The sequence below is a fragment of the Coleofasciculus sp. F4-SAH-05 genome, assembly GCF_040222985.1.
Classification (GTDB): domain Bacteria; phylum Cyanobacteriota; class Cyanobacteriia; order Cyanobacteriales; family Coleofasciculaceae; genus Coleofasciculus; species Coleofasciculus chthonoplastes.
In genome coordinates this window covers 1-23,955 of record NZ_JAVKBY010000260.1, presented here as the reverse complement: position 1 = coordinate 23,955, position 23,955 = coordinate 1, and the positions used below count along the sequence as shown (strand labels likewise).

The window sequence follows — 23,955 nt, the reverse complement described above, 5'->3', positions numbered from 1 at the left end:
AGGGAACAGTTTCAACCCCCGGTTGGGGGAAGATTCTGCGCTCGCGGAGGTGAAAATCCAAGGATGCAAGAGCGTAAGGGTGTAAAAACCTTGCACTTGTTGGGTTAAAAAATGGCTTTAAACCCTTGTATAGTATAGCTTTCCGATTCATTCAGCAAGCCCTATGTAGGGGCGGGTTTTACTACTATCCTTTTTGACCTCACCCAAATGTAACTAAACCCGCCCCTGTTTCAATGGCTTTTCACTTTTGTTGGGTTTCCTACGTCAACCCAACCTACAGCTATCCGACTATTAGATATCACGTCACTTTAAATTATTAACTAAAAGCTGAATAATACATTATCTACCGACGGGTCATTTTCTCTAATTTTTCCTTCACCGCCAATTGAACTAACGAATACAACAAAACAACAAACCAAAACCATGACAACGTAAACGCGGCAATTGCCCACCCCGTATGGGGCACTAATAATAATACTGTTCCCGCCAATAATGCAAACCCCGTTAAACAGGCATAAATCAAACTCTTAATCGCCAAATGAATCCGTTTCAAGGCGCGATCGCTCTCCAGGGAACGCACCCTTACTTGCAGTTCCCCTTGCTCAATTCGGGCTTCTAAACGGCGGATTAACAGTTCCGTGGAACTGGGTTTATTTAACCTATAGGTAATAAAATCCCTGGCTTGTTTTGCCAGTTCTTTCACCACATCTCCCCGCCCTTTGGAAACGGTTAAATTTTTGACAAAGGGTTGACTGGCGGCTAATAAGTTATACTCTGGATTTAAAGCCCGGGCAATCCCATCCAACGTGGTTAACGATTTTAAAATAAACGTCATTTGTGCAGGTAAACGAAACGGTTGCTGCTCAAACATCACATACAACTCATTCCCCAATGCTTCAAATTCCCGCACATCGATTGGCTTTTCCCGGAAGCGCTCTAAAATAAACCCGACTAAGCGTTTAACTGGGGTCATATCCGGTTGCCGTTCAAGTAACCCCATATAGGTTAAGGTATTCACCACCTCATCGGTATCTTTCCGCAAAACGGCAAAAAAGGTCTTAATCATTTGGTCTCTGGCAATGGATTTTACCTCCGCCATCGTGCCAAAATCATAGAAAATAATACTGCCGTCCTGATCAACTGCCATATTCCCTGGATGTGGATCGGTCTGAAAAAAGCCGTCTTCTAATAACTGTTTCAGATAACAACAAATTCCTCGCTGAATCACTTCATTGGTGTTGATTTCACAGGCTTCCAGGGTTTGCCGATCATCAATCTTGATACCGGGCATATATTCTAATGTGAGTACCTTCTTAGTCGTATATCGCCAATAAACCGTCGGCACCATAATCCCCGGATAATTATTGAAATTTTCCCGAAACCGATCGGCATTTTTACCTTCTTGTATATAGTCTACTTCTTGATAGAGTAAATCAAAAAATTCGCGATAAATTGCCTCAAGTTTATACTTCCTTACCCAAGGCAAATACCGATTAGCAAATCGCACCAATTCGTGTATAATTTTAAAATCTAAATTAAAAAGTCGTTCAATCCTCGGACGCTGCACCTTCACCACCACATCTTCTCCGGTGTGCAGCCGTGCTTTGTGAACTTGACCCAAACTAGCCGATGCCAGGGGAAAGGGGTCAAACTCCCGATATAATGCATGGATAGACTGACCCAGTTCGACTTCAATTACTGCGATCGCTTCGGCGCCACTAAATGCCGGCACCCGATCCTGTAAATGCGCCAATGCCTCGATGTACTCTAAGGGCAGTAAATCAGCACGAGTCGAGAGTGCTTGCCCAATCTTAATAAACGTTGGACCTAAATCCAGCAACGCCCCCACCAGCCATTGGGCGCGGCGGTTCCGGTGATTGGGCGTATCATTAGCAATGGTTTTGTCCCACCATAAATAGAACATAAACTTCGCCGCCGACCGAAAAATGTCAATCTGGCGGGCGAGGGGGGAATACTTTCGTCGTTGCCAACGGGGTGGCTTGGGCTTAGCCTTAGTCAGCATTCTGCCTTTTGCATCTGATGAATGAGGGAACAGGAGCGAGAAACTCTGGGTCTCCTCTTTAATACTGTACGGTTTTATGGCAGAAGAGGATTGATTCGCTAACTTCGGATTGACGCACCAACCCTGTAGGGGCGACCCGCTTAGCCTAATTAACACCACCGGAAAGAGGGCGGGTTTGCATAAGTTAGCAGTTTTTGAAGGCATGTTATCGGTAAAACCCGCCCCTACAGACGGTCGCGTCGCCCTCTTTAATTAATCGGGTAGAGTTACAGTAAATGAAACCATCGCCTGATGTGAATTGTCTAAAGGCTGACTCGCTACCTCAATTGTGCCATTGAGATGATTGACTAAGCACTTCACTAATGCTAGTCCTAATCCTGTTCCGGGAACCGCTTGCTTGGTAATCCCTTGACCGCGCCGAAATTTCTCAAAAATATAGTTAATATCGGTGGGTAATATACCTGCACCGATGTTGGTCAAGGTTAACGCCAGTCGATTGACCGTAGCCTGAACCTGTTTTGATGCTGGTCAATCAACTCACTTAGTTGCGTCGCCACCCATCTGATCCACTCAATGTCATCCACTTGCCATAAACGTGGCTGATCCTGTTGGACAACCAAAAATCCTAATCGTTTTAGATGTTGAGAACCATTGCTAAAGGTGTGATACAGAGGAACCATTAACACCCCATGGCTAATCGCCTGTTCAAATCGGGAGATTCCTGAAGTCTCAATTGGAGTATTTGCCCAATCCGCGATCGCAACCGGTTCAGGCGTCTGTTTCCAAGCCTTTTGGCATAAGCCAGAGTCGGATAACCCGAAGGATTGATGGAGTAATCCTTGGGATTTTAGCTGAACTGATTGATCAAGCATAGGGGTACACCATTCAGCGACAACCTTAACCTCACTTAACCGTTGTTTTTCCTGTATTGTCCAATCATAAGACTGCGATCGCCCTAACACAATCATCCCATTGACCCTTGATTGACACCAGGTATGAAGCCTCAACACTGCCCGCTTACTGGTTGAGCAGCTTTTGTCCTGTGGCGGTAGTTTATGGTTGCCGTTTGCCAAAAAGTTCATTTCGTCAAAGTTTTGAACAACCATGAGTGAATACCTCTATGCTCCTAGGTGAGAACGGCGGCAACAGTTTTCGCGAAGACATATCCGACGTTTCACCTGCTTTCCCCAAGTGCTACAAGGCTTAGGGATTAATTTTCGGATTAGTCTTCAGACATCAGTGACGTGCGCTTCGCGCAGGGTGTAGGGGCTAGTCTCCTCCCCTACACCCCACACCCCCACACCCCACACCCCACACCCGCCCCGAAGGGAAGCGAGTATGACGAATGACAAATGACAAATTACCAATGACAATTACTGAGATTGTCTCTGTTTTGCCTGCTGTTGAGCCAGTTGACTGTTTTGGCGATAAAGAATAACCCGATCTTGAGCTATTTCATAACGGGGATGATCGGGGTTAACGCTATTCATCAGAGTCGATGCTTTTTCCCATCTCGCTGCTATATCTAACCATTGAGCGGCTGTATTCGCCGTTTTCCCCTCAGCATCAGCTTCGATGGCTAGGCGAACAGCTTCGGTAAAGGGATCAGAAGGTGTCGCAGTTGTTGAGGGGGCTGTTGTTGAAGGTGAGACAGGTGTGGGAGGAGAGGTGGGTTCTTGAGGAGTAGTGCTGGCGTAAGGAGAGGGAATTAAGCGATCGTAAACCAACCAACCCCCTAAGAGTAGGAGAACCAGAACACTAACTCCAGCAACAAGACTGCGCTGGAAACGAGGGTTTTGCTTAACGTTGCGGGAGGAGGATACCTTGGGAAGCTGAGTTTTCTTCCTCGGCTCAGCTTTAGGAGATTTAAGTGCTTTTATCCATTGCTGAAGCGGGTTAGACTGATTCAGCACAATTTCTTGAGACCATAAAAGATGATCTGGATTACGGCTGATTTCTTCTAACCATAGCAATTGTTGCTCCTGCACAATACGGCTGTGAATGTTTACCCGACGAATGTTACGCGGCGCAATATCTTCCAGGATTTTTTGGATGTGGTTGACGAGAACAGAGCGCTCCAAGGGTTCGACTACAGGTGCTTCGCACAACAGGTGCAACACGCCATCAGCAAAAACCGCTCGGGTTCTGACGCGATCATCGGCTAACTGTTGATTCAGCATTTGAATTATCGCCGCCACACTGCCCTGATGAGCTTGTTTGGCGATATCATCCATCGAATCGTGCATATTGGGTTAAGCTATGGATTAGTCGCTAGGGCTGACTGTTATAATTTACCTTCAGGCGCTCTAGGACACAAGAATCCTTCCTGCTTGAGAGGTGATAAGTAGGTGGATGACCATCAAAATTAAGTTCTGTAAATATCCCTCAACCCCTTACATCAACTTAGTTTGGTTCTTTTCGGGACGCGAGTATGACGAATGACGTAACTTGTTTCTCACTCCCTTGAGTATGACGAGTGACGATTATGTATTTACATAGTTTTACAATTTTAAAGGAAAGTATTACCTTGACTAGGAGGGTTTCCATGCTGCTTAAATCGACAACTCGTCACATTCGCATCTATGCCGCCGAGGTGCAAAACAGTGCATTAGTTGAGAGTAACAACGTTCTAACACTAGACGTTGACCCCGATAATGAATTTAATTGGAGTGAAGATGCCCTGCAAAAAATCTATCGTAAGTTTGATGATTTTGTAGAAGCCTATAGCGGTGAAGATTTGACTGAGTATAATCTTCGCCGCATCGGCTCAGATTTAGAGCATTACATGCGATCGCTCCTGCAAAAGGGTGAAATTAGCTACAACCTGGAGTGTCGCGTAATGAACTATAGCATGGGATTGCCGCAGGTCATGTCTCAGGACTCGTAAGGACACATTATTTATGTAGAGACCAAACATGGACGGTCTCTACTTTGCCTGTCTAGTGTGATCCTAGAAAATCTATGGGGCTAGCAACTTTTGAGTAGGTCTTATGTAACGGTGATTTACCTCTTTCTAGAGTGAGAATTGTTTTGCAGGAATTGTTTGAGGGTTAAACGACGATTTTCCAAAAAACGACTCCAAAAACCTGGGATAAACTCATCCATCGTTTCGGCTAATGCCCACATTTCCAAGTTAATCATTTTGTACAATAGGTCATGGGAGTTCTCAATTTGCTCCATAAGCTGTTTTATTTCAACACTCGCAGGGGAGTTCAGCTCTTCAAAGGAGTGATCATCGGAGGTGTCATAATCGGGCTTAGGCATATCTGTTGGTACTCTTTAACAAACGATGGACGTTTGGGGGAGGCAATAAGTCCCGCGCTATATCTAAGTCCAAAAAAAGTATTATAAATAAAGTTATTTTTTCCCCTAGAGGCAACTATTGTCTGTCAAAGATCCCTTGAATCCTTGGAATTATAAACCGTGGTGGTGTCAGCCTTGGTCGATTCTCCTGACCGGAGTTGTAATCATCGCGGGGAGTTGGATGCTAGCCAAAATGCTCTGGATAACCTTGATAGTGGCTACCCCCATTTTGGTTTGGTGGTTTTACTTTTTATGGCTGTGGCCCCGTCTCTTGCGGCATAGTTACCTTGAGTTGACAAATCGCCAACCCGATCAAGAATCCGAGTCGGTTGCCACCATTTATCCCTCAGATGAGTGAACGGCTTCTCAAATCAGACGCTAGAATTTGTAATCAGTAGGCTTATTTCAATGATCCCATAATGGATATGCATTGCGATCGCGGCAGTGCGACTTCAACCGCCCAATTACCACTAGCTAGATGTAGCCAAGAGTGTTTCCATGGACAATCCTGCAGCAACCCTTCAATGCCCTAACTACCGCTGTCAGGCTGCCAATCCCCCTGTCAATAAGTTTTGTCAGAACTGTCGCACGCCCTTGAAGCGGCGTTATCTGTGGGCGCTAGGATCGGGAATAGAAGCCTATCAGCCCGAATCGCTAATTGCCAACCGCTATGTGTTGGTCAAGGAACGGATTGTACTGGATACAAAACCAGCAACACCACCGGATACCCCTCAAGAGATTCCGGAGGAGTTGTTGCCCTATTTGAGACTCTCTCCCTATCGCTTACATATTCCCCAAGTCTATGGGCGACTGAGAGGCGGTGAAAGACGCCAAGATTCAGAAATCTGGCTATTGGAAGATGCGCCGATTCTGGAAACTGATACGGCTGGGTCTCAAGGAGAACTTTTTCCTCCCCTGAGAACAGCTTGGCAAGAGGCGACAGCTATACGCCAACTCAACTGGTTGTGGCAAATCGCTAACCTGTGGCAACCCTTAAGCAGTGAAGGAGTGGCGACAAGTTTACTCAATCTCGATTGGCTGCGTCCAGAATCCTCTATCCTGCATCTACTGGAACTTCAGAGAGATGAACCCGCCCCACCGACGCTCAAACAACTGGGTCAGTGCTGGTCTCAACTCCAACCTGACGCCTCCTCGGTCATAAAAAAGTTTTTCAGGCAACTCTGTGAGCAATTGACCCAAGGAAAAATTCGCACCGCCGAACAACTGGTGGGACTGCTTGATCAGGGAATCAAAGACTGCGGGCAAGGGCAATCGCGTCATTATCAGATTTTTACCGGGACGGATTCGGGTCCAGTTCGCCGCCACAATGAAGATGCTTGTTACCCACCCATTGGACAACTATGGAGTCGCTCAACCGATGAAAATGCCTTAGCCATCGTCTGTGATGGGATTGGCGGACATGAAGGGGGGGAAGTGGCTTCGGGATTAGCCATCAATGTTTTGCGAGAGCAAGTGGAACGCCTCCATTTTGATCGCGACCATTGGCACCCAACTCATCTGACTCTACAACTTGAACAAGCCGCCTGTGCCGCTAATGACGCCATCAGCCAGCAAAATGATAGCGAACATCGCTCTGAGCGACAGCGGATGGGTACAACCCTGGTTATGGCTCAAACCAGCGCCCATGAAATATACATCACCCATGTCGGGGACAGTCGCGTCTATTGGGTAACGCGCCAAGGGTGTCATCAAATTACCCAAGATGATGATCTAGCCTCCCGTGAAGTGCGATTGGGTTACACCTTGTATCGGTATGCTGTGCAACAGCCGACCTCTGGCTCATTAATCCAGGCTTTGGGCATGGCATCGTCTACCACATTACATCCAACCACCCAGCGGTTTATCCTGGACGAAGATAGTGTATTTCTTCTCTGTTCAGATGGTCTCAGTGACCATGACCGAGTGGAACAATACTGGCAAACCGAAATTCTGCCGATTCTGGACGGACAGCGTGATGTCCCAACCGCTGCTGACCATCTCATCGAAATAGCGAATCGGCAAAATGGTCATGATAATGTTACATTGGCGCTGGTCTACTGTCAGGTAACGGCATCAGCGGACACAGCACCAACAGAACTTGCGCCGCCTCAGCCGGAATCGTTGCCAATGCCGACAACGGAAACGCCATCGGAAACCCCAACGACGACCACCATTGTCCCTTCCCATACGAAAACCAAACTATTGACCCGACCCAAACGGCGTCCTTGGGGACTTATGGTGGCAATTGTTGTACTTTTGGTCGTGGGTGCAGGACTGGCTTATCTATTATTGCCTCGGCGTTGGCTTCAAGGATTTGTGAGGCAGAGTTCTAATTCTGATGCCCCAGTATCCGTGTCGGTGACGCCATCTCCAACCGCTAGTCCAACGTCTAGTCCTGAGAGGACTTCATCTGTGGAGAATCTGACGCTGATGCGAGTGACGCGCTCAACAGTTACCAATGCACAAGGACAAGATGTTCCGTTACTACTGCGACTCCAGCCGCCGGAGGAAAATACCTCACCGATTCGGTTAGTTCCTAGAGGGAGTGTGCTGCAAGTTATTAATCAATCGTCCGCTTCCGGGGAAGAGGATTGGCTTAAATTGAGAGTGTGTTCGGCGGGAACAGAAAGTGCTGAAACTCAGGCGGTACAGACAGCAGTTGAAGAGTCTGCTGATTCTACCCCAGAATCTTCTACCCAATCAGACGCCAAGCGGCGCCGCAATATTTATCCTCTGGTTGAGCCAGGCGATCGGGGTTGGATAAAAGTTGTCAATATTCGCTCAAATGTTGACTTAAATGTTAAGGCAACATTGGAACAAAAGGGCGTATGTGCAACGACGCCTCAATCTGAAGCGTCAACGCCTTCCCCAAGTTCTCCTTAACCGAGTACGAGCTTCCCCAAGTTCTTCCTTAACCGATTAACCGAGTACGAGTAGAGACGAGTAGAGACCTCTCTACATTCACGGACGTAGCCACTATTAGACCGGAATAGTACCATATTGTATAAGGTTCTTAACTGGGCTAATCCCCAAACTGTTCCGAGTTTCCTGCGCTGTCTTAGTTTGATTGCGATTTGGTCTGTCACTTATCAAAAACTGATAATGTTGCTCTACATCTGGGCGTTGAATGTCTGATATCGAAACTCCTTGCCTCAGTTTAGCGATCGCACGTCTGTCTACGGCTGGGGCAGATAATTTTGCCGTGTGGGTGATTGAAGCTCCTTATCCTGGGGGTTATGTTCATCATGACTCAATTTGGTCTCCCACTCTGACTCAAACCTGGTTGGCGTGGCAACAAATGTTTTCTACGGGTAATTTGCCCCCCTTATTACCCCTGCCTCATCCCTTGACGCCTACGCCGACACCGACACCAACACCAACCCTATCACCCCAAAGCGAAAACGCTACACCGCAGACGACTAGCTACGGGGGACGGCTGATGCAGCAGTTGGGAATAGACTTGTGGAATTGGCTGTTTGCGGGTTCCATTCAAACAACGTTGGCGGAAAGTCGGGGCATTGCCCGGGGACAAAATAAATCCCTGCGCGTGCGCTTGGAAATTCGACATCCTGACTTGATTCCCCTTCCCTGGGAAATTATGCAAGAAATGGCAGGTAAACCGGCTATTTCTCTGTCTACTCAACTACTGTTTAGCCGCACGACGAGTAATGTTGACTCTCTCAAACCGCTGATCCGCCACGATCAAGCCCTGAATATCCTGCTCGTATTTGGACAAGATGTCCACCGTTCCGGGGGTGATCAGTCAGGGGCTGGCTTACAGCTTGAACAAGAGGCAGCGGTTCTAGAAAATGTTTTTCAATCTTGTCAAAAGTTTAACCCCACCTCCGTTCCCTGTTTTGTGGAAAAGCTGCTACAGCCAACACCCGCTGACTTAATTGCCGCTTTAGACACAGGAGGTTACAATATCCTTTTCTATGCGGGTCATGGTGAACCTGCTCCAGATGGGGGTTTATTATTTCTAAGTCCGGATGCACCAATTAACGGTACGGAACTAGCTCAAGTCTTAGTTCGGAATCAGGTAACCTTGGCGGTATTCAATACTTGTTGGGGCGCTCAACCGGATCAGGTGGAAGGTCAAACCATCCCCCGGAGTAGTTTAGCTGAAGTGTTAATTCAACACGGTGTCCCCGCTGTTTTGGGTATGCGTGACTCGATCGCGGATCACGAAGCCTTGAGTTTTATCCAAAGTCTTGCCCAAGCCCTAGCTGCCCGGATGCCGATTGACCAAGCTGTCGCTGTTGCCAGACAACAATTACTCACGCTTTATAAGTTCAACCAACCCGCTTGGACGTTACCTGTGCTGTATATGCATCCGGAGTTTCAAGGACAGTTAATTGCTTTCTTAGAAGAAGGAATTACTGAGCTTCCGCCTATGCCTAGCAACTGGAATGGCGAACAAACGCCCACCGCTTGCTTACGCTCCTTAAACTCGATGGGTAAAGTTTGGCGAATTCGCGGTGCGCTGATGCGGGTGGGACGCGGACAGGAGAATGATTTGGTTTTGGATGAGGAAATGTGGGTGAGCTATAAACATGCAGAAATTATCTGTCGCGATACCTTCACTCATCCCGGACAAATCCCGACTTACTTCCTGCGTGATTTTTCTCGCAACGGCACTCATATTTTACGAGCAGATGGGTGGCAGAGAATCCACCATCAGGAAGTGCCATTGGAGTCGGGTAGTCAGTTAAAATTTGGCAGTACTCAGAGTCAAACCCTGGAGTTTATTATTGAAAACCTTTAAGCCAAAAACTTAACAAGTTTTAGACTCGGAGAGATTCGAGTCGAGAAGAACACGGCTCAATTCAACGGTTCTAGAAGTTCTGCCAATTCTTGGCACTAACCTTTATTTTCGGAACGAGTACGGAACCTTCGAGAGTGCTGATGTAGCTATTCCTATCAATTTTCATCACCACCAACGATCACATAAGGGGTATTATGACCAGTCAACATAAACCATACCAAAATTATCAGGATGCTTTGAGTCAAGCCCAAGGAGAACTCCTAGAGGCACTCTGGCAAACTGAGGACGATTGTTATCCCTGGAATCCCGCTGAACCTGAAGCCCAAGACTATTTGGCAGATTTGGAAGCGGGATTTTCTCTCTTTGCTTGTCAAACCGAAGCAGAAATTACATCGGGATCACAAACCTTATTCAATCGCTTGCACCAGTGCTGGACATCGCTAACTCCCTCAGATTCTTCCGGTTCCGCCTCGGTAAAGCGGTCATTGGCTGAACGATTTGCTGGGGTGCCGTCGTCTTGGTTGGACGCGATCGCGAATCAAGCTCAACAAGCGTTATCCATGAATATATCACTTGCCGATCAGCTTGTTTTATGTGTTAGACCCTTATTGCCAAACTGGACGGAAGATGATTTATTCGTTTTTGCCCGTCCGTGGGCTTACGCCATGCGAGGTAATCAAGACTTTGGGGCTATTGGTTCAGTCGAATGGTCTGAATTATCACCCATTGAGCAGGTGCGCTTAAGTTTGGCGATTGCCCATTATACTCTCACACAACTGGATAACACGTTTGAGGACAATTAATTGTCGGGTTTATTTTTACTGAACTCTGGACAAAAGACAATAAATTGACAATCCCTGCACTTTTAGGGCAGGGATTTTACCTTCACCGGGAGCCGGAGTTTTATATCGTTCATTCCTACTAAGTGGTTGTTTCAGCCAAACCTAACCAAAACAGTTGACATGCACCCAATTTTAGGTATACAATACTGTGACTTTAACCAACTAACTTAACGATTCCGACTGTAAACAATGACCGATATTGTATTCATTGAAGACCTTGCCATTGAAACTGTCATTGGTATTTATGATTGGGAAAGAAAGATTCGTCAGAAAGTCGTGTTTAATATCCAGATGGCTGGTGATATCAAAAAAGCAGCAGAGACCGATACCATTGACCATACTCTAGATTACAAAGCCGTTTCAAAGCGGATTATCAGTTTTGTTGAGCAAAGCGAATTTCACCTAGTAGAAACTATGGCAGAACGTGCTGCCGAGATTATTCAACAAGAATTTTCTGTATCCTGGCTTCGGATCAAACTCAGTAAACCGGGAGCAGTAACAGGTTCAAAAGCGGTAGGCGTAATCATTGAACGGAGCTACTAGCTCATGGCTCAGATTTACGTTAGCATCGGTACCAATATTGAGCGCAACAAGCACCTGGAAATGGCAATCAGCGAGTTGTACCACCATTTTGGTGCTTTGCAAGTGTCACCAGTATATCAAAGTGAAGCGGTGGGATTTGAGGGGGATGACTTTTATAACATGGTGGTAGGGTTTCACAGCGACTGGACAATTCCCGATTTGATCACACTATTCAAATCCCTGGAAGTGAAAGCCGGACGCGATCATTCCGCACCAAAATTCAGTGCCAGAACCCTCGATATTGATTTACTCAGTTATGGTGATATGGTGTGTCAATCACCGATAGTGCTACCACGAGAAGAGATACTGCATGATGCGTTTGTTTTATTGCCATTGTTTGACGTTGCTGGTGACTGGATACACCCACGGCAAAAAAAATCGGTGGCTGAACTCTGGCAAGCCTTTGAACAATCGTCACACCAGCTAGAACGTATCGCCGATCCTATAGATATGAGTAAATTTAAACAATGGTAAAAACAGCGCTAATCACGGGTGGCGCGATTCGAGTTGGACGTGCGTTAGCAGAAGCCTGCGCCAACCATCACTATCGATTAGTAATTCATTATCACCACTCTGCTGATCAGGCTCAAAGGTTCTCCCAGGAGTTAACTGAGCAAGGCATAGAACACTGTTTATTGCCTTGTGATCTTTCACAACCCCGGGTAGTACAACAGATGTTTGAGCGTATACCCGCCGCTTTTAAACCCATTGATTTGTTGATTAATTCAGCGGCTAGGTTTCCGGAGCAGGATCAATTGCAACAATTCGATCAGGTGTGGTCTTCATTAATGAATATTAACGCTTATGCCCCCTTGTCTTTAATTCAACAATTTGCTGCACAGACAAATCATACCTGCGAAGGTTTAGTGGTAAACATTATTGATGCACGTTTATCCCGCGCTCAAAGCGAACACTTTACCTATCGATTGTCAAAAGCTGTTTTAAAGCAGGCAACACTTGACCTAGCGGTATCTTTAGCGCCTAAGATTCGCGTTAACGCGATCGCGTTGGGAGCTATTTTGCCACCATCTGAAAAAGGAAATGATTACCTGGAACGCCTTAAGCAAAGCATTCCACTAAAACAAACGGGTAAGCTTTCACAAGTTCAGTTAGCGCTCAGCTATTTAATTGAACAATCCTTTGTCACGGGAGATGTACTTACCCTCGATGGTGGCGAGTTTTTATAGTGTATGACGTGTTAAGTAGGTGGGGATAATAAAAGTTAACGGTGGGGATCGTCATTGGTCATTGGTCATTGGTCATTTGTAAGGGTTTGAGGTCTATTCACATAACTGGTGGATAGTTGAGTTTATTTCCACCGACCTACTTAGTTTTAGGGAGTTAAACCAAACGGCGGTAACAAAGGCAGCAAGAGTGTAATGAAATAATACACTAAGGGCGCTGTAAAAACATAGCTGTCTGTGCGATCTAAAATACCACCGTGACCCGGAATTAATTGTCCTGAATCCTTGACCCCCGCATCTCGTTTCATCATGGATTCAGTTAAGTCTCCCAAGAGGCTAGCCACGCCAATTAACGTACCGAAAACAAATCCAGTGAGTTGCCAGCTTGACCATTGCAGATGCCAAGCCCCAAGCATCGCCACTGCCCCACTGCCACAAATTCCAAAAATTGCCCCTTCTACTGTCTTTTTAGGACTAATATTCGATAAGGGAGTGCGACCAAAAAACTTGCCAAAACTATACGCCCCAATATCGGCTGCCCAAATACAGGCAAACGCGAGTAGAGTTACGGTTAAGCCTTGGGACAGAACCGTTAGATTAGTCCAAGGGTGAAGCCAAGAGTCATTGAACGAGAAACTATTGATGCTCGCTATAGCATTCAAGGGTAATGAAACCCCTCCATCTAAACCAACGCGCAATCGTATCCAGTAGCTAGGCAGATAACCGCCATAGAGTAATCCCAAAATCGAAGCGGCAATATCCGCAATCGTCGCCATCTTGGGTTGAAAGAGCAGGTAAAAACAAATCAGGGTTCCAGCAATGGGAAAGGCGGCATCCGTCAGATTAGAGTTCAGGGCGGCTGTCACCAATAAAAGTTGACTCACAACTAACGTCGTTTTAGCCGCAGGCGCAATTCCTTTTGCCTGAACCAGTTGAAAATATTCCAGTTGACCCAAATAGACGATGACACAGAGACCGAGGGTAAAATACCATCCTCCAGCCACAATCATCCCCATCGCTAGGGTAATCGCTACAATTCCACTAAAAATCCGAGACCAGGGCATAGAACTTTATTTGACACAAGACAGTCCAAATTAACTGTCTGAATAAAACTATTACATTAAGATTAACAATCGGGCAGCATTCGCCGTTAGTCAACCATTCACGAATCTAGCTTCTCCCCACTGAGGATAAACATAGGATTAACAGCCGCAAAGATTTGATGAGTACCTCGGGTTTCCAAGCGATTGATTGACGATTGCACAACCTCGATATTACGGGCTTGTAACTCAGCCAATCCTTCGGAGAGGGTATAAAGACTCTCTAAATTACTCGCTGTGGCAACAATCCGACCTTGGGGTTCTAAGTAATGCCAGACTGCCTTAAGAATGTCTTTAATCGGGCGTCCTCCCTCAATACAGGCTCTATGGGGTTTTCCCGGTAGATTGGGGAGACATTCAGGTGCAGATCCTTCGATAACTTCAACATTCTCAATGCCGAAGCGGGAGCAGTTGCGTCGAATCAGGTTTGCCACCTCTTCATCCCGTTCTACCGCCACAATTTTACCGTGAGGAGAAAGTAATCCGGTTTCTACGGCAATCGTACCTGTTCCTGCACCGATATCCCAGAGCAAGGAATGGGATTCTAGGCGCAATGCGGAAATAATTAGTAATCGTACTTCTCGCTTGCTTAGGGGAATACCAGGCAAGCGCTCGAATAAATCATCGGGAATACCAGGAGTGGTATAGTGCCACAGGGAAGAAGACATTTTGTTCGTCCTTGGTCATTAGTCCTTACTTTTGACAACTTTTACACGTTCTAAGCGAGGATCGCTACACCCAGTAATATAGCCGCCCAAGTGCTGAACCTGTCGCAAATAATCTACTGTAGTTGACGCGATCGCACATCCTGGAATTAAAATGGGAATTCCTGGAGGATAGGGACAAATCCATTCAGCACTAATGTGACCAACGCTTTGATCTAGAGTTAACCGTTCTTTTGGGGCAAAAAAGGCATCGCGAGGAGACATGGACGGTTCCAGGATTAACCCTGATGTCATTCCCGGTTGGTATAAATTTTGCCTAAAGGAAGCATCAGGACGAGAATAGCGCTGTTGTAAGTCGGTAAAGGCTTGGACTAATGGCTGAATATCTGCTGCCGTGTTCCCTAAACTCAGGATAAACGTCAGATGTTGGAATGTCGGCAACTCAGCAATTACACCCAACTGATCACAAAAAATTTCATCGGCTTCAAACCCACTCAACCCTAACTCCATAACTCTCACCGTCAACCGGGTCGGATCTAGGGTAAAACAGCCCGGAGTCTTTGTGGCATCTAACACCGATAATCCCGGAATTTGCTGAATCTGTTCCCTCGCCGCCTCAGCCAGTCCTAGAGTGCGGCTAATCAGCGTTTCCCCATACAACATCATTTGTTGTCGTGCGGCGTCTAGAGAGGCTAAGAGGAGGGCGCTGGGACTGGTAGACTGGACAAGCTGTAAAGCTTGACTCAATCGTTCCGGATCAAGGCGATGACCTTTAATGTGCAGCATTGAGGCTTGGGTCATCGCCGTCAAAACCTTATGGGTGGACTGTATGGTTAAATCAGCCCCGGCTGACATGGCACTTGGCGGCAAATCTGGATGAAAGGCTAAGTGCGCTCCGTGTGCCTCATCAACCAGCAAAGGAATATTGTAGTCATGTACCCGTTGGGCGATCGCGTGGATATCGCCGCACACGCCATGATAGGTCGGATACAGTAGCATCACCGCCTTAGCATCGGGATGTTCCTTGAGGGCAAGGCTTACGGCGTCTGGGGTAATACTGTGTGCCAAATCACCAGAGGGATCGGACTCTGGGGTAATAAAAATCGGACTCGCACCGGAAAGAACCAAACCTGCGATCGCGGATTGATGACTATTCCGAGGCAAAATCAGCTTATCTCCTGTACCGCAAGTGGCTACAATTGCCGCGATTACTCCACAGGTTGAGCCATTCACCAAAAACCAGGTTTTATCTGCACCAAACGCCCCTGCCGCTAACTCCTGCGCTTCCTGAATCCCTCCTGAAGGAGCAAATAAGTTATCAAAATCTGGTAATTCGGGGAGATCATACTCAAAGACTGATTTACCCCAAAGGTTGATCAACCGATCAGATATACCCTTTCCCCGCTTGTGACCTGGGGCGTAGAACGGGGCGTGGGGGCGTCCAGCACAGGCTTGTAAGGCATCAAGTATCGGGATAGTCATTGGTCATTGGTCATTGGTCATTGGTCATTGGTCATTGGTCATTGGTCATTGGTCATTTGTCATTGGTCATTTGTCATTGGTCATTTGTCATTGGTCATTTGTCATTTGTCATTGGTCAGTTGTAATATAAAGTATTTGGGTAAAAAATTAGTTAGGTACACAAGGAAGTTCTATGTCGCGATATCGAGGTCCGCGCCTGCGGATTGTCCGTCGTCTGGGCGATCTCCCTGGTTTAACTCGCAAATCCCCCCGTCGTTCATATCCGCCCGGTCAACATGGTCAAGCTCGCCGGAAGCGGTCAGAATATGCGATTCGATTGGAAGAAAAACAGAAACTCCGCTACAACTACGGAGTCACGGAAAAGCAATTGCTTCGCTATGTTCGCAAAGCTCGTCGAGCAACGGGTTCCACGGGTCAAGCGTTACTAGAACTGCTAGAAATGCGACTGGATAACACCGTATTTCGTTTAGGAATGGCAGGTACTATCCCGGGTGCGCGTCAACTTGTGAATCATGGTCATGTGATGGTCAATGGTAGGGAAGTGAATATCGCTAGCTATCAATGCCGTCCCGGTGATGTGATTATAGTTAAAGATAATGAGCGCTCTCGGCGTTTGGTGGAACAAAATCTGGAATACCCCGGATTGGCAAATCTACCCAGCCATTTAGAGTTTGACAAGAAAACATTCACCGGTAAGGTCAATGGCGTGATTGAGCGTGAGTGGGTCGCCCTGCAAATTAACGAACTGCTGGTGGTTGAGTTCTATTCACGGAAAGCGTAGATTGGTCATTGGTCATTGGTCATTGGTCATTGGTCATTGGTCATTGGTCATTGGTCATTGGTCATTGGTCATTGGTCATTGGTCATTGGTCATTGGTTAATGGTTCATGAGTCCATCGGTCATTGGTTAATGGTTCATGAGTCCATCGGTAAAACAAGTTTGTCATATTGGGTACTGGAAAAAACGAATGACAAAGGACGAATGACAAATGACAAATGACTATCCACCAATTTGTGACATGGTGCGAGTGTAGTAACCATCAGTACCAGAGTCTCGCTGTTTAAAGTTGATATCTGGTTTAATCGCTAGTAACTGCTGCACTCGCGCTCTTAATTGGGCGAGATCAACACCGCTACGGAGAGCGCTTTTTAAGTCAATCTGACCCGTTTCATTGAGTAAACAGGGACGCAACCAGCCATCGGCGGATAGGCGCATCCGGTTACAGCGATCGCAAAAACATTCGGACATCTGACTGATAAAGCCGAGAGTCCCCAAGGCATTAGGAATTTGGAATACATCAGCCGGTCCATTTCCGCGTACATTTGACTCAAGTAATCCCCAGCGATCGCGGATTTGCCGACGGAGTTCCTCAGACGGAATCCAGGCGCGATCGCTAAATAATTCAGGATTGCCAATCGGCATAAACTCAATAAAGCGAATGTGCCACTGGCGGTCAAGGGTAAGGGCGGCTAAATCCAGAACTTCTGCATCATTCACCCCCGGAATAACCACTATATTCAATTTCAGGGGATCAAACCCCACCCGATGTGCGGCTTGAATTCCGTTCCAGGTTTGTTGCCAGCGCGATCGCCCCCGATTCCCGATAATTTTGTCAAAGGTGTCAGGATTGAGAGAGTCTAAGCTAATATTAATCCGCCGTAATCCTGCATTATACAAGTCTTGTGCCATACCTGCGAGTAAAAAGGCATTTGTCGTCATCGCTAAATCTTCGGTTTGATCCAGGGCGGCAATTTCTCTCACCAACTCCACCACCCCTGGACGCAGTAGCGGTTCTCCACCCGTCAGACGAAACTTTTTAAACCCGACTGGGATAAAAACTTCTTTTAATAGCGTCAGCAGTTCCTCATGGGTGAGGAGTTCCTGTTGCAGGATATAGTCAAGTTCTGACCCTTCCGGCATACAGTAGTGACAGCGGAAGTTACAACGGTCAATTAGGCTAATCCGGAGATAATCGACAGTGTTCATCTTTATTCGCGGCTATCCCCCATATTTTGGCTGCTACTTTTTTATGATAAGAATCTTCAACTCATTGGAGAGTAAGAATTATGTATTTATTGTTTCCATTTATTAAGAATATGGCAAATTAAGGCAAGCTGTGGTAATATATACAGATGTTCGGGGAAATTACCGCAGAAAATTATCGGATTACGCATCTCTGAGATAATGAAACTTGTTGAGAAGCACGTAGTTTGTAAAGGCACTCGAAAATGGAAAGAGATTGATAACTTAGCATTCAAGTCGAAAAATCTTTACAACCGAGCCAATTACGAAATTCGTCAACACTTCTTTAAAACCAACCAAATCCTCTCCTACAACGAAATGGCATCTCGGATGCAAACAGAGGAGTCTTATTGTGCTTTGCCTCGTAAAGTATCTCAACAAGTTCTTCGGTGCTTAGACAGAAACTGGAAAGCCTGGAAAGAAGCTAATAAGGCATACAAGAAAAACCCTGTCTTATTCTTGGGCAAGCCCAAGCTTCCCAAATACAAAGATAAAGAGAAGGGGCGTAATCTGTTGGTTTACACCATCCAGGCTATTAGCTCAAAAGAGCTTCAAAAAGGATGGATTAAGCCATCGGGAACAAACCTGATGATATCTTGCCACAAGCCGGATATCAATGAAGTAAGAATTGTTCCCCGCCTTAATTACTACGTGGTTGAGGTGATTTATGAGCAACCCATTCAGCAATTGGTTAGCGGTGAAGCGGTAGCCGGTGTAGATATTGGACTTAACAACTTAGCGGCTGTAACTTCAAATCAAAAAGGATTTAAACCTTTCCTGATTAACGGCAGACCGGTTAAGGCGATTAACAATTACTACAACAAGAAAAAAGCCGAACTGCAATCTCAACTTAAGGGAAACAGGAAAACGTCAAACCGAATTCAGCGTTTATCAACTAAGCGAGGATTCAAGATTGACGACTATCTCCACAAGTCCAGTCGGTTTATTATCAACCAGTTAGTTGAGAACAATATCTCAAATCTCGTGATTGGTAAAAACGAGAACTGGAAGCAGGGAATCCGTATCGGTAAGGTTAACAACCAGAATTTTACCAGCGTTCCCCATGCAAGATTTATCGAGATGTTGACCTATAAAGCTGAACTGATTGGCATAAAAGTCATCATCACCGAAGAATCTTATACGTCGGTTGCTAGTTTCCTGGATGGAGATTTTATTCCTGTTCACGGAAGTCCAGAGGCGAAAGCAGCAAAGTTTAGCGGTCGTCGTGTTAAACGTGGGTTGTACTTTTCAAAAATCGGCGTCAAGTTTAACGCCGACATTAACGGCAGTTACAACATCATTCGTAAAGTAGTCCCAGATGCTTTTGGCAACGGGATAGAGGGTGTAGTAGTTCACCCAGTCAAGATTACTCTTGCCAACTAATTTCCGCGTTTTTTCGTAAAATTAGGAACTATGTAAGTATTATCAAGTGAACGTTGAGGCGCATCACTTTTATGTTAGGCAAGTTACTAGATGGTCGTTACCAAGTCAACCAAGTCCTCGGTGCAGGAGGATTTGGTCGCACCTACCTGGCACAAGATACCCGTCGTCCCGGTAACCCAATTTGTGTGGTCAAACACCTTCAGCCTGCGAATCGTGACCCCAATTTCTTAGAAACCGCCCGACGTCTATTCAATAGCGAAGCGGAAACCCTAGAGGTACTGGGCAATCACAACCAGATCCCGCGTCTGCTTGCCTACTTTGAAGAAGACCAAGAATTTTATCTGGTTCAGGAATATATTGAAGGGCATCCCCTAAGCAAAGAGTTGACACCGGGTCAACCGTGGGATCAGACAGGAGTTGTTGCCCTGCTACAAGAACTCTTAGAGGTTTTAGACTTTGTTCACAACCACGGCGTCATTCACCGGGATATTAAGCCAGATAACCTGATTCGACGGAATTTAGACAAGAAGTTAGTCTTATTAGACTTTGGGGCGGTTAAGCAAATCCGGACTCAACTGGCAAATCCTCAAGGGCAAATGAGCAATACTGTTGCAGTAGGAACTCCGGGTTATATGTCCAGTGAACAGGCTTTGGGTCAACCGCGTCCCACTAGCGATATTTACGCCCTAGGAATTATCGCTATCCAAGCCATTACAGGTCGTATGCCTGCTGAATTACAGGAAGATTTAAATACGGGCGAACTGATCTGGCAAGATCTTGCCCCTGTGACTCCAGGGCTAAAACATATTTTGACCCGGATGGTACGCTATCATTTCAAAGACCGCTACCAGTCTGCAACAGAAGCGTTACAAGCCGTGCGATCGCTCATCGCCGCTTCTTCTACTTACGGTCAACCTGTTTCGCCATCTCAACCCACACCCCAATCTACTCCCCTCTCCCAACAGGGCACCCTGGCAGTTTCCCCAGCCGCACCCCCTCGAAGACCTACTCCTCCTACTACTCCTCCTACTCCTACTCCTCCTCCGCCCCCTGAACCCGAACCTGCATCTGAACCGAACCGCGCCCCATTAATCATTGGTGTGGGTTTAGCTGTAGCTATGGCAGCCGCAGGGATGGCGTATGGCATTCGTCAGGGAATGTCCGGTGGTATGGCACGAGGGACTTGTACAGTGACGGTTCAAGGCTTGAACGTGCGCTCAAACCCCAACGCCACGATTGTTGGCACAGTTAATAAAGGCACCAAATTAACCTTAACGGGAACCAAGCAAGGGGATTGGGTAGAAATTCGTTCACCGCAGCAAGGGTGGGTTTTTGATCAGTATCTGGATTGTTCCTCAAAGACTATTGCTGAACAACCTGAAAGTCCTACACCAGTAGAAACCCAACCCAGTCCCACCCCTGAAGAAACCCAACCCAGTCCCACCCCAGTTGAGTCAAAACCCAGTCCCAGCCCAGAACCAACACCCACCCCAACCCCACCCCCGCAAAAATCCCCGGATCAGCCCAAACCCGATAATGGGGCAAAGGTCTTGACAAAAGCAACAGAAGAGTATCAAAAAGGTAACTTAGATCGAGCGATCGCGGCGGCTCAATCGGTTCTTCCCAGTAGTCCAGCCTTTGAGGATGCTCAAAAGAAAATCGAGACCTGGCAAAAGGAATGGGGGGAAGCGAAAGCCAAATTCGATAAGATTCAGCAAGCCTACAATGAAGGTCGCTATGTTGATGTGATCATTTATGCCGCAGACAGCGATTTTCCGGAACAGCGCTATTGGCGAGAAAAGTTGAATGAATTAGTTCGCAAAGCCACCCAACGTAAAAATCAAGGGGATACGGATCAGGAAACCCCGCCGTCATCTGAACAGTCAAATCCCGAAAACCCTAAACCTGAACCAAAAGAACCCACTGGAGACAATTCAGTACCAATGTGTGAACCGGAAACCGAAGAAGCCTGTTGATTCCCGCGATTTCCAATTGCTCTTGTCAGGTGCAAAAATTAAACAGATCAAGAGTAAGCGAAGTTTCTCTCGCTTACCCTCTGATATCATGTCCGGCAACGTTTTAAGCGCCGCCTCTTAATTTATCCAAGACGCTGCGATCTTCCAATGTAGACGTATCTCCAGCCACCTCCTGACCGGCTGCTAAATTCCGCAACAAACGCCGCATAATCTTACCCGATCGCGTTTTGGGCATTCCCTCTGTAAAGCGAATCTCACCGGGACGGGCGATGGCACCAATTTCGTTAACCACATGTGCCTTGAGTTCGTTTGCCAATTCCTCCGTTGGACTGTAGTCATTCTCCAACATGACAAAGGCAAAAACATTTTCCCCTTTCACCTCATCCGGTTGTCCAACGACAGCCGCTTCTGCTACGGCGCGATGGGAGACTAATGCCGATTCAATTTCCATAGTGCCGAGGCGATGTCCAGAGGTATTAATCACATCATCCACACGCCCCATCACCCAGAAATAGCCATCTTCATCTCGACGCGCACCATCCCCAGCAAAGTAGAGATACTGCCCGTCTTTGGGTGCAATATGTTCCCAATAGGTGCGGCGGAAGCGATCCGGATCACCATAAACCGTTCGCATCATTCCGGGCCACGGGTGCTTAATCACCAGATATCCCCCCTGATTTACCGCAACCGGATTGCCTTCTAAATCGACAATATCTGCCAGAATACCTGGAAACGGTAACGTGGCTGAACCAGGTTTAGTGGGAACGGCACCGGGTAGGGGGGTAATCATAAATCCCCCTGTCTCTGTTTGCCACCAGGTATCGACAATCGGACACCGTTGTCCGCCAATAATTCGGTGATACCACATCCAGGCTTCTGGGTTAATCGGTTCACCGACAGTTCCCAAAATTCGTAACGAGGATAAATCGCGGGCTTTGGGATGGTGTTCGCCCATCTTAATTAATGCCCGAATTGCGGTTGGTGCGGTATAGAAAATATTGACGCCATATTTTTCCACTATATCCCATAAACACCCTGGATTCGAGGGACGGGGTGCGCCTTCATACATGACGGTGGTGGCACCATTGGACAGCGGACCATAGACAATGTAACTGTGACCCGTAATCCAACCCACGTCAGCGGTACACCAGTAAACATCAGTGTCTTTGAGATCAAACGTCCATTTCAGGGTGATATGGGTATAGAGATTATAGCCTGCGGTGGTGTGAACAACACCTTTGGGTTTACCGGTTGTCCCAGAGGTGTAGAGAATGAATAGCATGTCCTCACTATCCATCGGTTCGGCGGGACAATCTCCTGACACCCCCGCTTGTAAATCATGCCACCAATGATCGCGCCCCGGTTCCATCTGGATTTTTTGCTGGGTACGTTGAACCACGAGGACGTTTTCTACCGTGGGTGCGCCGTTATTGGCAAGGGCTTTATCAACTTCAGGTTTCAGGGGAACAATTTTATCCTTGCGCCAGCCACCATCGGCGGTGACGACTACTTTGGCTTGGGCGTCTACTAATCGGTCTTTTAAGGCTTCGGCACTAAACCCACCAAATACCACTGTATGCGGCGCACCAATCCTGGCACAAGCTAGCATCGCGATCGCGGCTTCCGGAATCATGGGCATATAAATCCCCACGCGATCGCCTTTTTTCACGCCTAATTGCTTGAGGACATTAGCAAACTGGCAAACTTCCCGGTGCAGTTGGGCATAGGTGAGGGTGCGGGAATCCCCTGGTTCCCCTTCCCAAATCAAGGCAGCTTTATTCCGTCGCCAGGTGGTTAGGTGTCGGTCTAGGCAATTATAGGCAATATTCGTCTTGCCGCCGACAAACCATTTAGCAAAGGGAGGTTGCCAATCGAGGACTGTATCCCATTTCTGGAACCAGTGCAACTCTTGTTCGGCTAACTCCGCCCAAAACTTTAACGGGTCAGCTTTTGCCTTGTCATAGAGGCGCTGGTACTCCTCCAGACTCTGAATGTGGGCAGTCTGGGAAAATTTAGCTGGGGGTTGGAATAGACGTTTTTCTTGCAGAACTGATTCAATCGTTGATTCAGGCATCGTTTGCGCTTGTAATCTGTTGCTGTACTCAAACCATTTTGAAGGCAGATTTGCCTGAATGAGCAATTTTGACGTTTTGTAAAGCTTGCCGACTCCTCGATAGGGGCGGCATCATTCGTCATTCGTCATTCGTCATTCGTCATTCGTCATTTGTAAGGGTTTGAGGTCTATTTACATAACTTAATATAGTTGAGCATGAATAAGGGCGGGTTTTGTTTAACCGTTATCGGTGATTCAGCTAGTGTTAGTTCCTAAACCCGCCCCTACAATTGATGCTTTGGCTAGGTTCAAGGCAGGCTTTTTCTTCCCTGGCAACAAGAGAATGTCCTAACGTATCCCCGTAGTGCTATAGATAAAAACATACAAAATAACGAGCGAGACGCTCGCACTACAACCCTTCCCTGTTGCTTGTTCCGTTACATAAGACCTACTCAAAACTGATCAACCGTAGTCAAATCTAACCTTGATGCTTACTTCCTGCTTCACTCTGGCAGTGTCGGCACTCAACCCTTCGACTCCGCTCAGGGTCAACCAGTCCACAGGCACTTCCCCA

Annotated in this window: 24 protein-coding genes; 13 read left to right on the top strand and 11 right to left on the bottom strand. The window is 46.9% G+C overall.

What is annotated here, in order from left to right:
* Positions 1 to 343: 343 nt before the first annotated feature.
* From RIG27_RS32170 to RIG27_RS32150, 5 genes are all read right to left on the bottom strand, one after another.
* A complete protein-coding gene (locus tag RIG27_RS32170; protein ID WP_446351124.1) occupies positions 344 to 2,023 on the bottom strand; it encodes an ABC1 kinase family protein in 1,680 nt (559 codons plus the stop codon).
* Positions 2,024 to 2,275: 252 nt separating this feature from the next.
* Positions 2,276 to 2,503, bottom strand: a complete 228-nt coding sequence (locus RIG27_RS32165; RefSeq protein ID WP_446351123.1) for an ATP-binding protein — start codon at positions 2,501 to 2,503, stop codon at positions 2,276 to 2,278.
* Positions 2,504 to 2,505: 2 nt separating this feature from the next.
* A complete protein-coding gene (locus tag RIG27_RS32160; protein ID WP_446351122.1) occupies positions 2,506 to 3,129 on the bottom strand; it encodes a GAF domain-containing protein in 624 nt (207 codons plus the stop codon).
* Between the two features lie 123 nt (positions 3,130 to 3,252).
* On the bottom strand, positions 3,253 to 3,396 hold the full coding sequence (locus tag RIG27_RS32155) for a hypothetical protein (RefSeq protein WP_446351121.1): 144 nt from the start codon (positions 3,394 to 3,396) through the stop codon (positions 3,253 to 3,255).
* Entirely contained in the window at positions 3,397 to 4,269 is an 873-nt protein-coding gene (locus tag RIG27_RS32150; RefSeq protein WP_446351120.1) for a hypothetical protein, read from the bottom strand.
* A gap of 299 nt (positions 4,270 to 4,568) precedes the next feature.
* On the opposite strand from RIG27_RS32150, the gene ndhM reads away from it, so the two are divergent.
* Positions 4,569 to 4,910, top strand: a complete 342-nt coding sequence (gene ndhM / locus RIG27_RS32145; protein ID WP_446351119.1) for an NAD(P)H-quinone oxidoreductase subunit M — start codon at positions 4,569 to 4,571, stop codon at positions 4,908 to 4,910.
* Positions 4,911 to 5,026: 116 nt separating this feature from the next.
* Here ndhM and RIG27_RS32140 read toward each other — a convergent pair whose 3' ends face one another.
* Positions 5,027 to 5,287: a hypothetical protein gene (locus tag RIG27_RS32140; protein WP_446347054.1), complete on the bottom strand. Its 261-nt coding sequence runs from the start codon at positions 5,285 to 5,287 to the stop codon at positions 5,027 to 5,029.
* 118 nt (positions 5,288 to 5,405) lie between these two features.
* Between RIG27_RS32140 and RIG27_RS32135 the strand changes: the two genes are divergently transcribed.
* The 7 genes from RIG27_RS32135 to RIG27_RS32105 all read left to right on the top strand — a co-directional run bounded on the left by RIG27_RS32135 (position 5,406) and on the right by RIG27_RS32105 (position 12,702).
* Positions 5,406 to 5,684: a DUF6737 family protein gene (locus RIG27_RS32135; RefSeq protein ID WP_446351118.1), complete on the top strand. Its 279-nt coding sequence runs from the start codon at positions 5,406 to 5,408 to the stop codon at positions 5,682 to 5,684.
* 140 nt (positions 5,685 to 5,824) lie between these two features.
* A complete protein-coding gene (locus tag RIG27_RS32130) occupies positions 5,825 to 8,209 on the top strand; it encodes a PP2C family serine/threonine-protein phosphatase (protein WP_446351117.1) in 2,385 nt (794 codons plus the stop codon).
* A 244-nt stretch (positions 8,210 to 8,453) separates the two neighbouring features.
* Positions 8,454 to 10,091 (top strand): CHAT domain-containing protein, encoded by a 1,638-nt coding sequence (locus tag RIG27_RS32125; protein ID WP_446351116.1) that lies wholly within the window; start codon positions 8,454 to 8,456, stop codon positions 10,089 to 10,091.
* Positions 10,092 to 10,285: 194 nt separating this feature from the next.
* Positions 10,286 to 10,894, top strand: a complete 609-nt coding sequence (locus RIG27_RS32120) for a hypothetical protein (RefSeq protein ID WP_446351115.1) — start codon at positions 10,286 to 10,288, stop codon at positions 10,892 to 10,894.
* Between the two features lie 228 nt (positions 10,895 to 11,122).
* Positions 11,123 to 11,476 carry a dihydroneopterin aldolase gene (gene folB, locus RIG27_RS32115; protein ID WP_446351114.1) on the top strand — a complete coding sequence of 118 codons (354 nt, stop codon included), beginning with the start codon at positions 11,123 to 11,125 and terminating at the stop codon, positions 11,474 to 11,476.
* 3 nt (positions 11,477 to 11,479) lie between these two features.
* Entirely contained in the window at positions 11,480 to 11,989 is a 510-nt protein-coding gene (gene folK / locus RIG27_RS32110; protein ID WP_446351113.1) for a 2-amino-4-hydroxy-6-hydroxymethyldihydropteridine diphosphokinase, read from the top strand.
* On the top strand, positions 11,983 to 12,702 hold the full coding sequence (locus RIG27_RS32105) for an SDR family oxidoreductase (RefSeq protein ID WP_446351112.1): 720 nt from the start codon (positions 11,983 to 11,985) through the stop codon (positions 12,700 to 12,702). The genes folK and RIG27_RS32105 overlap by 7 nt, the downstream gene beginning before the upstream one ends.
* Positions 12,703 to 12,848: 146 nt before the next feature.
* Here RIG27_RS32105 and RIG27_RS32100 read toward each other — a convergent pair whose 3' ends face one another.
* From RIG27_RS32100 to RIG27_RS32090, 3 genes are all read right to left on the bottom strand, one after another.
* Positions 12,849 to 13,763, bottom strand: a complete 915-nt coding sequence (locus RIG27_RS32100; RefSeq protein WP_446351111.1) for a phosphatidate cytidylyltransferase — start codon at positions 13,761 to 13,763, stop codon at positions 12,849 to 12,851.
* A gap of 98 nt (positions 13,764 to 13,861) precedes the next feature.
* Entirely contained in the window at positions 13,862 to 14,467 is a 606-nt protein-coding gene (gene cbiT, locus RIG27_RS32095; RefSeq protein ID WP_446351110.1) for a precorrin-6Y C5,15-methyltransferase subunit CbiT, read from the bottom strand.
* A gap of 18 nt (positions 14,468 to 14,485) precedes the next feature.
* On the bottom strand, positions 14,486 to 15,946 hold the full coding sequence (locus RIG27_RS32090; protein ID WP_446351109.1) for an aminotransferase class I/II-fold pyridoxal phosphate-dependent enzyme: 1,461 nt from the start codon (positions 15,944 to 15,946) through the stop codon (positions 14,486 to 14,488).
* Between RIG27_RS32090 and RIG27_RS32085 the strand changes: the two genes are divergently transcribed.
* Genes RIG27_RS32085 through RIG27_RS32075 form a run of 3 tightly spaced genes read left to right on the top strand, consistent with a single transcriptional unit; the run spans position 15,946 to position 16,946 of the window.
* Positions 15,946 to 16,071 (top strand): hypothetical protein, encoded by a 126-nt coding sequence (locus tag RIG27_RS32085; protein ID WP_446351108.1) that lies wholly within the window; start codon positions 15,946 to 15,948, stop codon positions 16,069 to 16,071. The two genes, RIG27_RS32090 and RIG27_RS32085, sit on opposite strands and share 1 nt — an antisense overlap.
* 47 nt (positions 16,072 to 16,118) lie before the next feature.
* Positions 16,119 to 16,727: a 30S ribosomal protein S4 gene (gene rpsD / locus RIG27_RS32080; RefSeq protein WP_446340857.1), complete on the top strand. Its 609-nt coding sequence runs from the start codon at positions 16,119 to 16,121 to the stop codon at positions 16,725 to 16,727.
* Positions 16,728 to 16,742: 15 nt separating this feature from the next.
* A complete protein-coding gene (locus tag RIG27_RS32075; RefSeq protein WP_446351125.1) occupies positions 16,743 to 16,946 on the top strand; it encodes a D-galactonate transporter in 204 nt (67 codons plus the stop codon).
* Here the strand turns inward: RIG27_RS32075 and moaA are convergent, their stop codons facing one another.
* Positions 16,947 to 17,933, bottom strand: coding sequence for a GTP 3',8-cyclase MoaA (gene moaA, locus RIG27_RS32070; RefSeq protein ID WP_446351107.1), 987 nt, complete (start codon positions 17,931 to 17,933; stop codon positions 16,947 to 16,949).
* 198 nt (positions 17,934 to 18,131) lie between these two features.
* On the opposite strand from moaA, the gene RIG27_RS32065 reads away from it, so the two are divergent.
* Complete coding sequence (locus tag RIG27_RS32065; RefSeq protein ID WP_446351106.1) at positions 18,132 to 19,352, top strand: RNA-guided endonuclease InsQ/TnpB family protein; 1,221 nt, start codon at positions 18,132 to 18,134, stop codon at positions 19,350 to 19,352.
* Positions 19,353 to 19,405: 53 nt separating this feature from the next.
* Positions 19,406 to 21,328 (top strand): protein kinase domain-containing protein, encoded by a 1,923-nt coding sequence (locus tag RIG27_RS32060; protein WP_446351105.1) that lies wholly within the window; start codon positions 19,406 to 19,408, stop codon positions 21,326 to 21,328.
* A 103-nt stretch (positions 21,329 to 21,431) separates the two neighbouring features.
* Here the strand turns inward: RIG27_RS32060 and acs are convergent, their stop codons facing one another.
* The gene (gene acs / locus RIG27_RS32055) at positions 21,432 to 23,402 is read right to left on the bottom strand and encodes an acetate--CoA ligase (RefSeq protein ID WP_446351104.1); all 1,971 of its coding nucleotides are present in this window, start codon (positions 23,400 to 23,402) and stop codon (positions 21,432 to 21,434) included.
* Positions 23,403 to 23,955 lie beyond the last annotated feature (553 nt).